Annotated in this window: 14 protein-coding genes; 5 read left to right on the top strand and 9 right to left on the bottom strand. The window is 45.8% G+C overall.

Annotated elements, in window-relative coordinates:
- Positions 1-3 precede the first annotated feature (3 nt).
- Positions 4-1,134: a glycoside hydrolase family 88/105 protein gene (locus CPIN_RS26775; RefSeq protein ID WP_012793006.1), complete on the bottom strand. Its 1,131-nt coding sequence runs from the start codon at positions 1,132-1,134 to the stop codon at positions 4-6.
- A 193-nt stretch (positions 1,135-1,327) separates the two neighbouring features.
- On the opposite strand from CPIN_RS26775, the gene CPIN_RS26770 reads away from it, so the two are divergent.
- Entirely contained in the window at positions 1,328-1,768 is a 441-nt protein-coding gene (locus tag CPIN_RS26770) for a CBS domain-containing protein (protein ID WP_012793005.1), read from the top strand.
- Here the strand turns inward: CPIN_RS26770 and CPIN_RS26765 are convergent.
- The 3 genes from CPIN_RS26765 to CPIN_RS26760 form a co-directional block, all read right to left on the bottom strand.
- Entirely contained in the window at positions 1,765-3,585 is a 1,821-nt protein-coding gene (locus CPIN_RS26765; RefSeq protein ID WP_044219806.1) for an outer membrane beta-barrel protein, read from the bottom strand. The two genes, CPIN_RS26770 and CPIN_RS26765, sit on opposite strands and share 4 nt — an antisense overlap.
- Positions 3,518-3,805: a hypothetical protein gene (locus CPIN_RS38750; protein WP_148230649.1), complete on the bottom strand. Its 288-nt coding sequence runs from the start codon at positions 3,803-3,805 to the stop codon at positions 3,518-3,520. Before CPIN_RS38750 ends, CPIN_RS26765 begins: the two co-directional genes overlap by 68 nt.
- Before the next feature lie 70 nt (positions 3,806-3,875).
- Positions 3,876-4,697, bottom strand: a complete 822-nt coding sequence (locus CPIN_RS26760) for an SDR family NAD(P)-dependent oxidoreductase (RefSeq protein WP_012793003.1) — start codon at positions 4,695-4,697, stop codon at positions 3,876-3,878.
- Between the two features lie 196 nt (positions 4,698-4,893).
- Here CPIN_RS26760 and CPIN_RS26755 point away from each other — a divergent pair, with 196 nt between their 5' ends.
- Complete coding sequence (locus tag CPIN_RS26755) at positions 4,894-5,448, top strand: Crp/Fnr family transcriptional regulator (protein WP_012793002.1); 555 nt, start codon at positions 4,894-4,896, stop codon at positions 5,446-5,448.
- Between the two features lie 107 nt (positions 5,449-5,555).
- Positions 5,556-5,945 (top strand): RidA family protein, encoded by a 390-nt coding sequence (locus CPIN_RS26750; RefSeq protein ID WP_012793001.1) that lies wholly within the window; start codon positions 5,556-5,558, stop codon positions 5,943-5,945.
- A gap of 65 nt (positions 5,946-6,010) precedes the next feature.
- Here the strand turns inward: CPIN_RS26750 and CPIN_RS26745 are convergent, their stop codons facing one another.
- Together CPIN_RS26745 and CPIN_RS26740 are read right to left on the bottom strand one after the other, a co-directional pair.
- The gene (locus CPIN_RS26745) at positions 6,011-6,715 is read right to left on the bottom strand and encodes an alpha/beta fold hydrolase (protein ID WP_012793000.1); all 705 of its coding nucleotides are present in this window, start codon (positions 6,713-6,715) and stop codon (positions 6,011-6,013) included.
- A gap of 46 nt (positions 6,716-6,761) precedes the next feature.
- Positions 6,762-7,370, bottom strand: a complete 609-nt coding sequence (locus CPIN_RS26740) for a Crp/Fnr family transcriptional regulator (protein WP_012792999.1) — start codon at positions 7,368-7,370, stop codon at positions 6,762-6,764.
- A gap of 421 nt (positions 7,371-7,791) precedes the next feature.
- Here CPIN_RS26740 and CPIN_RS26735 point away from each other — a divergent pair, with 421 nt between their 5' ends.
- A complete protein-coding gene (locus tag CPIN_RS26735; RefSeq protein ID WP_148230648.1) occupies positions 7,792-8,520 on the top strand; it encodes a hypothetical protein in 729 nt (242 codons plus the stop codon).
- Between the two features lie 35 nt (positions 8,521-8,555).
- Here CPIN_RS26735 and CPIN_RS26730 read toward each other — a convergent pair whose 3' ends face one another.
- Genes CPIN_RS26730 through CPIN_RS26720 form a run of 3 tightly spaced genes read right to left on the bottom strand, consistent with a single transcriptional unit; the run spans position 8,556 to position 12,297 of the window.
- Positions 8,556-9,767 (bottom strand): AGE family epimerase/isomerase, encoded by a 1,212-nt coding sequence (locus tag CPIN_RS26730; RefSeq protein WP_012792997.1) that lies wholly within the window; start codon positions 9,765-9,767, stop codon positions 8,556-8,558.
- Complete coding sequence (locus tag CPIN_RS26725) at positions 9,694-11,109, bottom strand: MFS transporter (protein ID WP_012792996.1); 1,416 nt, start codon at positions 11,107-11,109, stop codon at positions 9,694-9,696. The genes CPIN_RS26730 and CPIN_RS26725 overlap by 74 nt, the downstream gene beginning before the upstream one ends.
- A 3-nt stretch (positions 11,110-11,112) precedes the next feature.
- Positions 11,113-12,297 (bottom strand): glycoside hydrolase family 130 protein, encoded by a 1,185-nt coding sequence (locus CPIN_RS26720; protein ID WP_012792995.1) that lies wholly within the window; start codon positions 12,295-12,297, stop codon positions 11,113-11,115.
- Between the two features lie 194 nt (positions 12,298-12,491).
- Between CPIN_RS26720 and CPIN_RS26715 the strand changes: the two genes are divergently transcribed.
- Entirely contained in the window at positions 12,492-15,563 is a 3,072-nt protein-coding gene (locus CPIN_RS26715; protein ID WP_012792994.1) for a SusC/RagA family TonB-linked outer membrane protein, read from the top strand.
- Positions 15,564-15,567: the final 4 nt, after the last annotated feature.

Here is a 15,567-nt window from a genome sequence, read left to right as displayed (position 1 = left end):
TTATCAGTTGGCTAATAAGGCCGCTGCCGCCCATAATACAGGCGCCTGACCATGCAGATCGCCGGTAACCCGGTTACGGTTCAGATAGTACTGCTGATCGTTCTTTTTATTGGTACCCTCACATACATCTTTCACATCACCTGTTTCATTGATATATTTTACCAGGGTCGTCCAGGCGTTCTTAGCTATGAGACCGTATTCTTTCTCGTCCAGCCAGCCCTTTTTAACCCCTACAATAATCGCGTAAGTAAACATGCCGGTGCAGGATGTTTCTGCGAAAGAAGTCGGATCGTCCAGCAGCTGATGCCACATGTAGTTCTTGTCCTGCAGTTTCTTCAGACCAGCCATCATCTTTTTATAGCTATCCAGGATCTTTGCACGGTCCGCATGGCCGGAAGGCAGTACGCTCAGTAACTCGGTCATACCGGCAGCTACCCAGCCATTACCACGACCCCAGAGAAACTTAGCGTCAGGTGCATGGAAAAAGAGTCCGTCTGGTTGTTGCATCCCGTCCAGGTATACCACCATCTCACGGGCGGCACGGTCCAGGTACTCCTTATTGCCGGTAGCGCGGAATGCTTCTACCTGCAACAAAGTGATCATGTACATGTCATCGATCCACATACGGGTCTGCCAGGAAAGTCCTTTGGACTGGTATTCCTGCTGATTTGCCTGCGGATTGTCCGGTAGTTGCCATTGCTGATCAGCAAATGCTTTTCCTGCCTCCAGGTACTTGGATTGATTGGTCTGGAGGTATAATTCCAGGGGAACCGCACCAAAGACACTATGATCAACGTGGTCAGCTTTGGGAACAAGGCTCTGGGATTGTGCCAGTAAAGGCTCATAACGCAGGGCCAGCTTTTGGGCCAGTTCTTTATTGCCGCTTGCTTCCGCAAACTGGAGTGCGCCATACCAGGTGCAAACCTCCGGATAGGTAATAGATTGTGGTTGACCAGGGTTGCCAAAATTGTAAAAAGGGCCACTTACATAGTGGTTGGCCACAAAAAGACCGATAGCGGCCGGTTCTGTACCCATTGGCCAGTCTTTAAAGATCTTCTGAGCAAATACACTACTGAACGGGGTCAGTAGGCCCGCTAGAGCGACGATTGCCAGGTGTATTCTCAATTTGCGCATACAATGCTAATTATCAGGGTTGTAAATAGTCACAGTTTTTTAACGAACGATTGCGTAAAGTAATATATAAAAATCCTGTATGCAAGATGCCGGCTGAAAATTTATATGGGAAGGGGGAAATTTGGGCATAAAATGTTAACTTAGAAAGAAAGGGCTTGTATTCCTCCATTCATCACACCTAAAATACCTCGTTATGGGAACTGTACGTGACATTCTACGGGTGAAAGGCCATGCTGTTTACTCCGTTCAGCCAGATGATACTGTATTTGATGCCTTAAGCGTGTTAGTGGATAAGAACGTGGGCGCACTGGTGGTGCTCGGCGACAATGAAAAAGTATTAGGTATCTTTTCCGAACGTGACTATGCCCGCAGGGTTATTCTGAAAGGCAGGGCTTCCAAAGAGACATTAATCAGGGAGATTATGACGGAACATCCGTTTACTGTGACAGAGGAGGATAGTATCCAGGACTGTATGGTAAAAATGACGGACAAACACATCCGCCATTTACCAGTTACAGATGACCAGCTAAGACTGGTCGGCATGATTTCCATCGGTGATGTCGTAAAATATGTTATTGACGAACAACGCTATATTATTGACAATCTCGAAGGTTATATAAAGGGTACGCGTTAACCGCCTACCCTTTGTTGTTCAGCACCCGCTTCTCTGTCACGGGCTGCTTTTATGTTGCTGTTACCAAAATTCCAGGTCAGTGCAAGGTTCACGCGCCTGTTCTGCCAGCGGTTATTGATGTACATATCGATATTGTCGAATCTGGCAGTACCACGGAACTGCTCGCGGTTGGTAATGTCAGAGACATTCAGCTTCGCAACCAGCTTCTTATTCATGAAAGATTTCTGTACACCTGCGCCAATGGCGAAGGAAGACCTTATTTTGTATACTCCCCAGACAAACGGACTCTCATAATAACCGTTCAGTTCCAGCTTCCAGTCTTGGGGTAAAGTGAAAGTATGGGTCGTCTGATAGTTCAGGCCCCAGGTATTTGTTGCCAGATTGACCATCGTATCCTTCACATCATATGCCGTACGATTGGCGTTGATGTTATTGGTGATATTCCACCATTTGAAAGGATCTATCGGGATCGTCAGCGTAATGCCGTATACATAACTCCGCTCGAAATTCCTGTCATAGAAAGTGGTTACTTTCGAAGTATCATTCTGGATCATATACTCCAGTACGATGTTCTTGGTCAGTCCGTAGGAGAGAGCCGCCACATACTTCTGTTTGAAGGTATAGCTGATCTCCGCCTTATGCGTGTATTCCGGCAACAGATAAGGATTCCCTTTGAAATAATTGTACTTATCGATGTACCAGACAAACGGATTCAGATCGCCATAATTCGGCCTGGAAATACGCTTCGAATAGTTTACCCCGATCTTATGATTTTCGCTGAGCTTCTGATCCACAGAAAGGCTGGGAAAGAAGTCCAGATAAGAGCGTTTTACGTGTGATTGTAAGGTCACGGAATAACCGTCAGATTTTGTCTGTTCCGCACGCAGACCCGCCTGGATATCCGTATTCCGGATCTGCTTTTTGAAGATCAGGTAAGCGGCGTAAACGGTCTCTGTGTAAATAAACTGATTGCTCTGTGTGATCGCCCGTTCATACTTGCCATTCAGCAGGGAGTCATAGCGAAGGTCATTGTCTGTTTTTACAGAACTGAGCTTAAAACCGGTCTCCAGTTTGGTGGTTTTGTTGAACGGCAGTACCAGGTCGGCTTTGACGCTTTTAATGGTTACATTGTTGATCGGTCTGTTACGGATGGAGTGGTAGTTCAATACCGGGTCCACCAGGTAGGACATGCTGTCGTTCAACAGCATGTTGTTATTGTCTTTAAATTCTGCCCAGTCGGCATCTGCTGATATTTCTGTCCCCAAAGTATCCAGCTGGCCTTTATAATTCAGATTAAAAGAAACATTGGAAAACTTGTTCCTGATCGTTGTATTGGAGTAAAGCGTTGAATCGACTTTCCCATTACTGCTGATTGGATTGGTATTAAAACCATCCTGCGAGAAAGAGTTGCTGTATCCTCTTACAAGCGCACCAACCGTATGTTTGCTGTTGATGAAATAGTCAAATCCTGCCTTGTAATTATTGTTCTTAAAACGACGTCTGTTGTAAACATCTGATACAAACAATATGGGCTGATCGCCGGAGATATGCCGCTCTATATAACGGGTCTGGAAGAAGCCCCTGTTACCGTTGTTATAGTTGCCAAAGAGGTTGAATTTTTCAGTCCGCCAGTTAAGGTTCAACCCTGTTGTATACATCCCGTATTTACCGGTACCAACAGTCAGGTTATAAGAGCCGTTTATACCAGTGATAATGGTCTTTTTAGTCTTGATGTTGATGATGCCGCTTTTACCCGCAGCATCGTATTTTGCGGAAGGGCTGGTAATGATTTCGATGGTAGAGATATTCTCTGCCATAGTAACTCTGGCCATATCTCAATCGGCCGCTGAACTTAGGTTTGTATGATATCTTATAATAATTCAGCAAATGCGGGCCTTGCGGCATATTGACGTTAGTCGCTGTATTCGGACCGTTAATCAGGCTCACCAGTGGATGCCTGGGCGCAGGTAATCCGAGGATACGGTGTGCTTCTGTCAGCGACTCAAATTTAAACGGCGTAATTTCTTCTTTTTTCATTTTCCGGAAAGTATAAAATGATAACCGATTCAAAGATCGGTTATCATTTTCCATTTGTCAAAGATTGTTCTTAACCCTGTGCGGAAACAGAGATGTCATTCCAGGCTTCCCATTCTGCCAGACGTTCTGCATAAGCAACGCGGACTGCCGGTAAATTATGGCTACCCAGGTTAAAGCGCAATGGTGGATTATCCGAGTCTACCACTTTGAAGAGCGCAGCCGGCGTAGCGGCCGGATTGCCTCTTTCCTGTTGGGAAAGTTTCTGTACGAACTGTTGTTTGAAGTCGTTATAGATATCCAGTCCGGGGGCAAATTTCAAAGACTCCTGGCTACCGAACTCCGTTGCGTATGCACCTGGCTCTACGATCGTTACCTTGATACCAAATGCTTTCACCTCAGCGGCCAGGGCTTCGTGAATTGATTCAAACGCCCATTTGGAGGAGCAGTAATAGCCGATCACCGGCAAAGTAAAATGGCCAAGACCGCTGGAAGTACCCAGTATATGTCCACCACCCTGTTTTCTCAGCAGGGGCAGGGCTGCCTTGATAACTGCCATCGGACCGATTATATTCGTTTCGTACAAGGCCCGTACATCATCAGCAGAGCTCTCTTCAATGGTGCCTACCAGTGAATAACCCGCATTGTTTAGTACGACATCCAGTCTGCCGAAATGAGCGTGTGCCTGCTCTACAACACTTTTCACCTGCTCTGGCTGTGTCACGTCGAGCTCAAGCGTCAGCACATTATCGCCGTATTTTTCTTTAAGATCTGCTATCGCGGATAATTTACGTGCAGTAGCGGCTACTTTATCGCCCCGCTCAAGCGCTGCTTCTGTCCAAATCCTGCCAAATCCTCTTGATGATCCTGTAATAAACCATATTTTACTTCCCATATACTTTGTGTTTTAAATTTTGTAACACAAAGATCAGCAAGGGCGCGGTAGGACTTGTAGCCTAATTAGGTGACTTTGTAGCCAAACCGAGTAACTTTGTATTTTGCGGTAAAAACGGCCTGTTCTGACCGGAAAAACAGCATAATTTCAATTATTTTGCCATATTTGCCACAAATCAGGTCTATCTTTCTAATATATGCAGCAACAGCTCCGTGAACATATCGAGAAAATAATCCCCCTCACTGACGAAGAATTTGACTTCATCCTCACGCAATTCACGACCAGAAAGTTCAAAAAGCACCAGTATATTATCCAGGAAGGCGATAACGTAAAATATGCCTATTTCGTGCTATCCGGCCTTTTAAAGCTCGTTTATACCGATAATAGCGGAAAGCAGCATATTGTATCCTTTGCGATGGAAGACTGGTGGGAAAGCGACTATTATGCCTTTCACACCCAAACACCAGCCACCTTGTCCCTGGAATGCCTGGAAGATACCGAAGTATGCTGTCTTTCTCTCGAAGGCTATGGCATATTGTGTGATAAGCTGCAGAAAATGGAACGTTTCTTCCTGCAGAAAGCCAATTTCGGTTTTCTTGCGGCACAGCGTCGTATCCTTTCTTTACTGACAACTGACGCCAAGGAGCGTTATGAGCAACTGGTAAAACAATCTCCCTTACTCGTACAACGTGTGCCTAAAAGTCTGCTCGCCGCCTATCTGGGCGTGTCAAGAGAAACACTCAGCAGGTAAAATTAGGTGTGATGTATATCACTTTTAAATCGTGACGTATATCAAAATTCTTTACATGACTTATCTGAAACTTTGCATTGAAATAAACAATGCAAAATTAAGATAACATGGAAAAGAGAATAATCAATCCCTGGAAATGGCAGGATGAAAGAAGTTATGTACAGGCAGTTGAAGTGAAGAATGTAACAAGTACGCTGTATGTTGCCGGACAGGCGGCAGTATACCCTGATGGGACCTCCAGCAATGATGATATGGAGACACAGCTGAAGCTGGCCATCAACAACCTGGAAACAGTCATCGCGGAAGCTGGTTATGAAGCAAAAAATATTGTACGCTTAACGATCTACACGACTAACACTGCGGAGCTCTGGCCTCAATTTCCGATTCTCCAGGAATGGATCGCCAAACATGGTCTTCAGCAGGTCGTGACTTTGATGGAAGTGGTCAGCTTGTTTGAAACATTGAAAGTGGAGCTGGAAGCCACTGCTGTAAAATAAAAAAACGGTAACAAACAAAACCAGGAGTCTGCTCATTTGAAGGAGTTGGCTCCCGGTTTTTTGCATTATAAACCGTTTTCAAGAAACTGTTCCATCAGCGCATTAAATGCCGCAGGTTTTTCCATCATCGGCGCATGGCCGCATTCCTTCAGGTACACCAGTTTTACGTTGGGTAACATTTTTTCAAATTCTTCCGCTACAGCCGGTGGCGTTATATTATCATCTTCTCCCCAGATCAGTAATACGGGTATGTTGATCTCCGGCAATTCTTTCGTGACGTAGTTCCGTTGTGCTGTCTTTGCTGTTTTTACGATCCTGAAGCACTTCTGGTTGTCGCGTACGATGGCAAATACTTCGTCCACCAGGGCAGGTGTTGCTGTTTTTGCGTCATAAAAAGTATACTCAACGCGTTCCTGTATGTAGGTGCGGCTATGTCGTTTGGGAAAACTACCCAGGGTATTATTTTCATACAAACCGGAACTACCGGTAAGGAGCATACTTTTTACATTCGTTGCATAGCGGTGTGCATATAGGATCCCTACATGGCCACCCAGTGAGTTGCCAACCAATACGATATCTTTCAGCTTATTTGCAACAACATAATCATGTAGCGAAGCCACCAGGTAATCTAAAATATCCTGCTTATGTTCATCATAGATGGGGAGGGGAGGAACGTGTATATCATATTTTTCTCCAAAGTAAGCGATAACATCATTCCAGTTGCTCAGACCACCAAACAGACCGTGCAACAAAATCAAGGGTTGTTTCATGTTTTTCTGACAAAGCTAGAAAGCTGTCAACTGCCAATCCGTGATTTCAATCACAAAAGCGCTGCCCCTTGTTCAGCAGCAGTAATCTGGCCCTGCTAAGGGCTTCCCGACTCACATACAGGTACCTGGCGATATTGGTCAGAGAGATTTTTTTAATGATCGCCGGTCTGTGTTTCAGTAGAAACTGATACCTTTTTACGGGGCTTTTCAAGGATAGAATATATTGATGCTCAAATGTTTGTTCTGCTAGTTCCTGGTAAATCTGCAGGTTTACTGCGGACAGACTCATATGCAGATCATACAAAGGCTGTAACTGTTTAATATTGATCCTCCTGATCACGGCATCTTCCAATGCGGTAATCGCTACTGCGGACGCGGCCATCCGGTAATAACTCTCACAATTGGCCAGAAAATCGTCTGCAAAACCAAACCGGATGATCTTCTCATTCCCTTCATCATCAATGATTGTAAACGCAAACTGGCCGGATACCACAAAAGCCGCATAACGCGCAATTTTACCATAACGTAAAAAGCTGTCGCCTTTTTTTATAGTTTTGACTTTTGTCATTTTATCCAGTAATGCCCATTCTGCATCCGATACTATTGGATACTTCTCTTTCAGCCGATGATACCAGTCAGGAGTATTATGCTTCATGATTTAGCCATTTTAGCGCGCCGAAGTTAAAGATATTTTATTTGTCAATTATTGTCTTAAGTGTTTTTATCCTTCGTTCATCTTTCGTTGTATGAACGAAGGATGAATGTTAGATATTAAGGCACGAATAAAGAACAAGCAATTGCACGTACCCACGTTTTTGCGTCCTGTGCACACGTTTTGGCGTCCTGTGCACATTGTCTGAAATAAGGTAAATAATAGGGTTAATTTTGTAAAAGCAATCATGATAAACAGGGGCTGTGCCCAAAACAGGAGCGGGCGCCTCCTGTTCGGCCCAGGGAATCATGTCTTTATATAACAACTGATTTACACTATGACAGGTGATGAGGATCGTCAGTTGAATGGGTATTAAAATAAAATATTATATTGTCCGATCATTCAACCCAAATATTACTTAACCATGTCAATGTGGCAAATTGAAGCCCTGATAGAATACGGCATTCGTCTTATAGATAAAGCAGCAATTATGAACGAAGAGAAGAAAACGGTGATAGGGAATCTTTACAGCGTTCAGACACAGTACGATTGTAAGTTTACCAACTTCAGGGTAATGCCCATCTTACTCCAAACTGGTTATACGATCACAATCGACTATACTGCACATCCTGATTATAAAGGTAATGAAGCATATTTTGAGAAACTGTTGAAGAAGAAAGATATCGAATTCATTAACAGGGATATTAAGAAGAAGTGGAGTGAGAAAAACGATGTTGCCGCCTACCTGGAACCTGCAACGGGTAAAATATATATTGACTACGGATCGCCGTTGAGGAAAGATGAACCGCCTTTGGCAATAATGGATATTCATGATCTGGGTTTATATCTTATCCGTGAAGCGCATAAACAGCAGGATAGGGACAGGGTGTATGAGTGGACTGCCTACATTCTGAAATTTGGCGCGATCAGTCTCGACGATGATGCAAACGCGGCAGCACTGATTGATCAGTATTTTAAGGAGATCAAAGGCATCTTTTATAGTTATGATTATGCAGACTATAAACCTGTTGATGAAGCGCTGACCATATTTCCACCTGGTGCGAAAGATTCTGATGGTTTTACGGAATGGGCGATCGGTGAAGGACTTGCAGAAGGACAGGTATTGGCATACTTTTTTGAAAAGGTAGCATGATATTAAAGTGATGTTTTGGGTGTATTCCCAAAACATCACTTCAAACGCTTCACGACCTCCATGCATGCTCTCGCATTATGATAGGGACACTTCCATAATCCTACCTTTACTTCTTCTATCGGCTTGCCGTCGAGACCGACGCCCCAATGCCATTCTCCGTCTGTTTTATCCAGCAGGAACTGTTGTATAAATTGCCAGCTGGCCATCGCTTTATCCAGGTAGTAAGGATCGCCGCTTAGTTCCCAGGCATTGACCAGTCCTACCAGGGCTTCCGCCTGTGGCCACCAGTGTTTTTCTGCTATCAGGTGTTGCTCAGCAGTATCGTATTCATACCAGAGGCCACCGTCTTTATCCATGCCTTTCAGGGCGGCTCTTACCAGGTTGATGGCGCGGACACGGAAACGACTGAGCTCCTGTTCATCACCAACTGCAATTGCCGCCTCCAGTAACAGCCATGCTGCTTCTATATCATGGCCATAAGAAATCAAGGTGCTTTTCACCGTCCAGTTGTCCGTGAAGAATAATTGCAAATGGTGTGTAGTGGGATGAATGATCTGCTTGTCAAAAAGCATCAGTAATTCCAGGATATCTGCTTTCAGTTGTTCATCCGGCCAGATCTCATATAAGGTAGTCCAGGCTTCCAGCACATGCAGATGTGTATTCATGGACTTTCTTTCATTCGCATCTTTCAGACTCAGCCGAAGATCAGATAGTGGTTGCCAGTCTTGCGTACAGGCTTCTATATAGCCGCCGTATATCTTATCGTAGGCATACTGACGGATAGCATGGTACCATGCTATCGCAGTTTGTTTAGCTGTTTCGTTTCTGCTTGCCTTAAAGTACTCGCTGCAGGCATATACGCCGAATGCAATGGCATAGACCTGCTTTTTGCCATCGACTGCTTTACCGGTATAGTCCACCGTCCAATAAAGACCTCCATGCACTTTATCAGCGAAGTGAGCATAGAGGTAATCCCAGGCGCGATTAGCCAATGTAAGATACTGGTCAGTCTTTAACAGATTATAAGCTGCAGAGAATGTCCAGAGTATACGGGTATTGAGCACACTTCCTTTGACGGCATAAGGGTCTTTTACATTGTGAGCGGAGATACGGCCTATAAAACCGCCATTGCGCTCGTCTACAGTTTCAGTCGTCCAGTAAACGAGTATACGTTTAAGCTCCTGTAAAAGTTCCTGTTTCAGCGTGTTGACTGGTAGCTGTTGTTTTTCGTCTGATGTCCAATTCACGGGATATTTCATTCATTTTGTTTTCTGATAATGGGTAAGCAGCAATGAATACGACGCTTAGTAAGGAGCCGATGGCCGGGATAAGACTCAGCATACTGATAATCCCGGTCTGTGCGGTTGTATCGAGCGTCGTATCTGCCTGAAAATTGAAAACACCTAAGAGCCAGCCGGTCAGTGCGCCACCTATTGTCCAGCCAAATTTCTGGGACATGGAAGAGGAAGAGAATACCAGTCCGGTTGCTCGTCTGCCGGTCTTCCATTCGGAGTAATCAGCAATATCCGCATACATACTCCAAAGCAAGGGAAAAATAATACCAGCACAGGTACTGATCAGCGCCTGTAGCACGAATATGCCGGTGAGTTGTTCTTTCTGCAGGAAATAAAAGCAGCAACTGCCTGTGGTAGCCAGGACCATTGCCAGGAGATAGGTACGTTTTTTACCGAGCCGGTTAGCTACCGGAGAGGCGAGTATAACACCTATGATATTTGCCAGTTGACCAGTGAGCAGATAAAGTGTGGAATAAGTAAAAGGAATGCCGGCTACATTGAATGCCTGGTTCTGCGTGATATAGTATTTGAAATAATAAACAGTCGCGCCATCCCTGATAGAATTAAAGATCAGTGCAGCAATACCGGCGCCCAATAGTATCCACCAGGGTTTATTGTGCAGGAGGTCGGCAAAGTCGTCTTTCAGTCTGCCGGATTGTTGTTGTATGGGTTGTACTCTTTCTTTCACCCATGCAAAACATAGCAGGAACAGCAAGAGGCAGATCACAGCGATAATACTTACTGCGAATACCCAGGCGGCGCTTAATCCGTAAGGGGTAAAATATTGCACAAGTGGCTCCAGTAATCCCAGTGCCATGAAGCTCCCGGCGAATGCAAAAGACATTCTGAAGGAGGCCAGGGTATTCCGTTCACGACCATCATTGCTGATCACGCCCAATAAAGAAGCATAGGGTACATTGATCAGTGAATAGATCATCATCATGAGCGAGTAGGTGACATAGGCGTAGACAAGTCTGCCGCCACCGGCAAATGAAGGTGTATAGAATGTCAATGTGCCGGCAATTGCAAAAGGCAGGGCCATCATCAGCAGATAAGGACGGAATTTTCCCCATCTGCTCTGTGTCCTGTCTGTAATGATACCCACGAAAGGATCAAACAGGGTATCCCAGACACGGGTGATCAGAAACATGGTGCCGATCGCGGCTGCATCCAGTTTCATGACATCTGTATAGAAAAACAGCAGGTACATGCCAAACAACTTCCAGAACATGGAAGAAGCCATGTCGCCGAAGCCGTATCCTACTTTTTCTTTCAGACTTATTGGTGCAGACATAGTTTATATTTCAGCGGGTACCAGTGCTTTGTTTCTTTCAATGATGTTGTATAAGGTCGCGACGGAAGCAAAAGAGCGCAGGCCGTCAGGAGCTGTATGCATACAGTAGTCGGTCAGCTGTGCAATGGAACTGGTGGCTACATGCAGACGGGTATCGCTGCTTGCATAATAGATAAACACCTGACCATCTTCATCAGCAATCCAGCCATTAGAGAAGAGTACATTGGATACATCGCCGACACGTTCATCACCTTCGGGCGCCATAAAATAGCCTGCTGGTTTACAGATCACTTCTTCCGGATGATCCAGGGAAGTCATAAACAGGTATAGTGTATAGCGTAAGCCCGCAGCCGTATTTCTGACGCCGTGTGCCAGGTGCAGCCAGCCATGCGGTGTACGGATAGGAGCAGGTCCCTGTCCGTTCTTGGCTTCCGCAATGGTATGGTACACTTTATTATCGATCACAGACTCTGTGCTGATCACTGCTTTCTCCATACTATCACAATAGCCTACGCCTATACCGCCGCCTTTACCGGCTTCAATAAAGCCATCCTGCGGACGTGTATAGAGCATATATTTTCCATTGACGAATTCCGGATGTAATACCACATTCCGTTGTTGCGCAGAGGCCGTGACCAGGTCTGGTAAGCGCTCCCAGGTTTCCAGGTCTTTTGTACGTACAATACCACATTGCGCAACGGCGGCTGATTGATCACCGGCGGGAGCTGAAGGATCACGGCGTTCTGTACAGAACAATCCATAAACATAACCATCCTCGTGCTGTACTACCCGCATATCATAAATGTTGGTATCTGGTATCGCTGTTTCAGGAATTTGCAGGGGAAAGTCCCTGAAGCGAAATCCATCGATGCCGTTATCACTCTCTGCCACTGCAAAAAAGGATTTCCTGTCCCAACCCTCTACACGGGCGATCACTATATATTTCCCTTCCCATTTGATAGCCCCCGCATTAAATACGGCATTGATTCCAAAGCGGGTCATGAGATGAGGGTTAGATGCCTGGTTAAGGTCATAACACCATTCCAACGGTACATGTGTCGCCGTGAGTACCGGGTTTTTATATCTGAGAAAAATACCGTTACCGGGTAATATGGCTTCATTGTTCATATGCAGCAGTTGCTGATGTGCGACCTGTAATGCCTGCAGTCTTGCGTTAAAATTTGACATATGGAATTTATTATCCGTAAAACTAGGTCCATATGCTGCCAGACAGGTAATGCTGAAACGACTATTTCCTATGCTCAACTGCTTCCTTTCAAATATCGTTTGAGGATCATGATCTGATAGAATAGCACCAGAAACGCCTTGTAATGCCCATTACTTTTGTTTCATTATTTCTACGTTTTAAAACTGAATGCGTTATGAAAAATTTCATTGCACGCTGTAGTATCGCTTTATTCCTATGCCTGCCAACCATCATTGTGAATGCGCAGCAGCGAAAGATTACGGGAAAGGTTTTCGATGATCAGTCAAAACCACTCCCCGGCGCTACAGTAGTCGTAAAAGAAACAAAGACGGCCACCGTCAGCGACGGTGACGGCAGATTTGTCATGGATGTTCCGGGGGCGGGGAAGACAATCCAGGTAACTTATGTAGGGATGCAGACAAAAGAGATCCCATTGGGTACACAAAATGATTTTACTGTTAACATGCAACTGGCCCCTGGTAGTCTGAACGACGTGGTAGTCGTAGGTTACGGGGCTGTCAAAAAAAGCGACCTCACAGGCGCCGTCGCCACCCTGAAAGGCGGTGATCTGAACAAGACGCCCGCCGCCTCCGTAGATCAGCTCCTTCAGGGAAAGATCGCCGGTGTACAGGTGACTACAGGTGGTGGTGCTCCCGGTGCGGGCGCTACGATCCGTATCAGGGGAGCCAGTTCCCTGAATGGGTCTAAAGATCCTTTAGTCGTAGTAGATGGTTATCCCTGGGGAGATGCGGGTAACCTGAAACAGATCAACCCCGAAGATATTGAGTCTATAGAGGTACTGAAAGATGCCTCCAGTGCCGCTATTTATGGTTCCCGTGGCGCTAATGGCGTGATCGTGGTAACAACACGTAAAGGGAAGCAAGGACAACACCGTATTTCATTTAACACCTTACAGACAATGTCGTTCCTGGAGAATAAGCCGGATGTATGGCGGGATCCTGTAGAAGATGCCACCTTTGCCAATGAAGCTGCCATCAATGGCGGCGCAATTGCCACAGATGTGCCTTATATAGGTATTTACAGACCTGTAGGTACAGGGATGGTATATTTTCCTTCAATTGCAGAATTACGCGGTTTAGACCCCAATAAACCGCAATGGCCTGTTAATACCGACTGGGTCGACCTGATATACCGTCATCCTTACTCGCAGAACTATACGCTGACCGCCGACGGTGGTAGTGAAAAGACGAAATATGCCATATCGGGTAACTATTACAATGAACAAGGTATGGTCATTAAAAATGGGTATGATAAGTATACCTCCCGGCTGAACCTTGAACAGAAACTGACCAACGCCGTTACCGCAGGTACAAACGTAATCCTGGCATATACAAAAGCTTCCGGACAACAGCTTGGCGTCGGCAGATCCAGTATCTGGCCGGTATATGACTCTACGGGTAATTATTTCCGTACCAGCAATACCGACTTCGGTAATCCCATTGCTTTAGCCAATCAGCTATTGAATACGACTAAAACAACTGATTTCCTTGGCAACCTGTACGTCAATTTCAGGATCAACAGCTGGTTACAGTTCCGTACCTCTATCAATGCCAAGTCAGGCAATAGCATACAGGACCTGTACGATCCTAAGAACAGCACGCAGCGGGCGCTGGATAATAAAGGCAGCTACGGGAGTATCGCTAACGGCAGTTATTTTGATCTGCTGAACGAGAACTATTTTACCATCAATAAAGATTTCGGCAAACTGCATAGGGCCACCCTGGTAGCAGGTTTTTCTTACCAGAAAACAGAGAACAGGTTTAGTTCGCTGACCGGTCAGAACTTTGTCAATGACGTAATGCAGAACGAGAACCTGGCTACTGCCGGTACCATGCTGATCTCCAATTCCCTGCAGCGCTTTAATCTCGCTTCCTGGTACGGTCGTGGTAATTATACCTTCAACGATAAATACCTGTTGACACTCACCGCCAGAGCAGATGGTTCTACCAAATTTGGCGCTAATAACAAATGGGCCTTTTTCCCTTCTGCGGCATTGGCCTGGAAAGCAGGAGAAGAGCCTTTTATCAGGCAACTGGGTCTTTTCTCTGAGCTGAAAGTAAGAGGTAGTTACGGCTTGACGGGCAACCAGGGTATCAGTCCTTATCAGACGCTGGACCGTTATGGTTCTAATAAGTATTTCACCGGCTCCGTATTTGAGACTGGTTTCGGTCCCGGACTGGCAGGCGCCAATGACGAACAGGGACGTACCATTGTCGGCGGACTTGGAAATAACAGTCTGAAATGGGAAACAACCCGCTCCCTCGATCTGGGTGTTGACATGGGCTTCCTGGATCAGCGGATTACTATCAGTGCCGATTATTATATCAAACGTACCAGTGACTTGTTGCGGTTGAAAACTATCGCGCCCAGCGCCGGATATGACCAGCAGTGGATCAATGACGGAAAGATCGAGAACCGTGGTATAGAGATCGGTCTGAATGCGAATGTGATCAATAAGGCAGATTTCACCTGGAGCGTAGGCGGTATGTTCACCAAAAACACCAACAAAGTGGTGGCCATGGGAGAGAGTAACCAGGTGTTTATTGGTTCGCTGTATGAATCCGTGCGCCAACAGATCAGCACCTATACCGTAGGGCAGCCGATGTTCTCTTTTTACGGATACAAAACAGCTGGTATTATCCAGACCCTTGACGAAGGTATCAAAGCGGGCCTGACCGGTGTAGATGCGCAACCAGGCGAGATAAAATACCTGGATGTCTCCGGTCCGGATGCTAAGCCGGATGGTATCGTTGACTCTTATGACCGTACAATTATCGGCAATCCTAATCCTGATTTTATTTATAGTCTGAATACCAATGTGCGCTATAAACAGTTCGACTTGTCCATGCAACTCTATGGTGTGCAAGGCGGAGACGTCTGGGATTTCCAGAAAATGACTGCCAGCCGCTGGCTACAGCGCTGGACGCCGGATAATCCCAGTATGGCATATCCAAGGGCAAATGGTACCCGTGGATGGCGAGCTTCCGATTTCTACCTGACAGACGGCTCTTTCCTGAGAGTGCAGAACGTAACATTTGGTTATAACCTGAAAACTGATGCGGTGAAATTTGTGAAGAGTCTCCGGGTATACCTGTCGGGCAATAACCTCTATACCTTCACCGGCTTCAATAAAGGCTTTGATCCGGAAGTAGGGGAGAGTGGTATCAACAACGGCGCATATCCACGTCCGCGTGCTCTATCCCTGGGCGCTAATGTAGTATTCTAATCCG

Origin of the sequence: Chitinophaga pinensis DSM 2588 (assembly GCF_000024005.1) — a bacterium.
GTDB lineage: Bacteria > Bacteroidota > Bacteroidia > Chitinophagales > Chitinophagaceae > Chitinophaga > Chitinophaga pinensis.
This window is presented reverse-complemented; position numbering and strand designations above follow the sequence as displayed.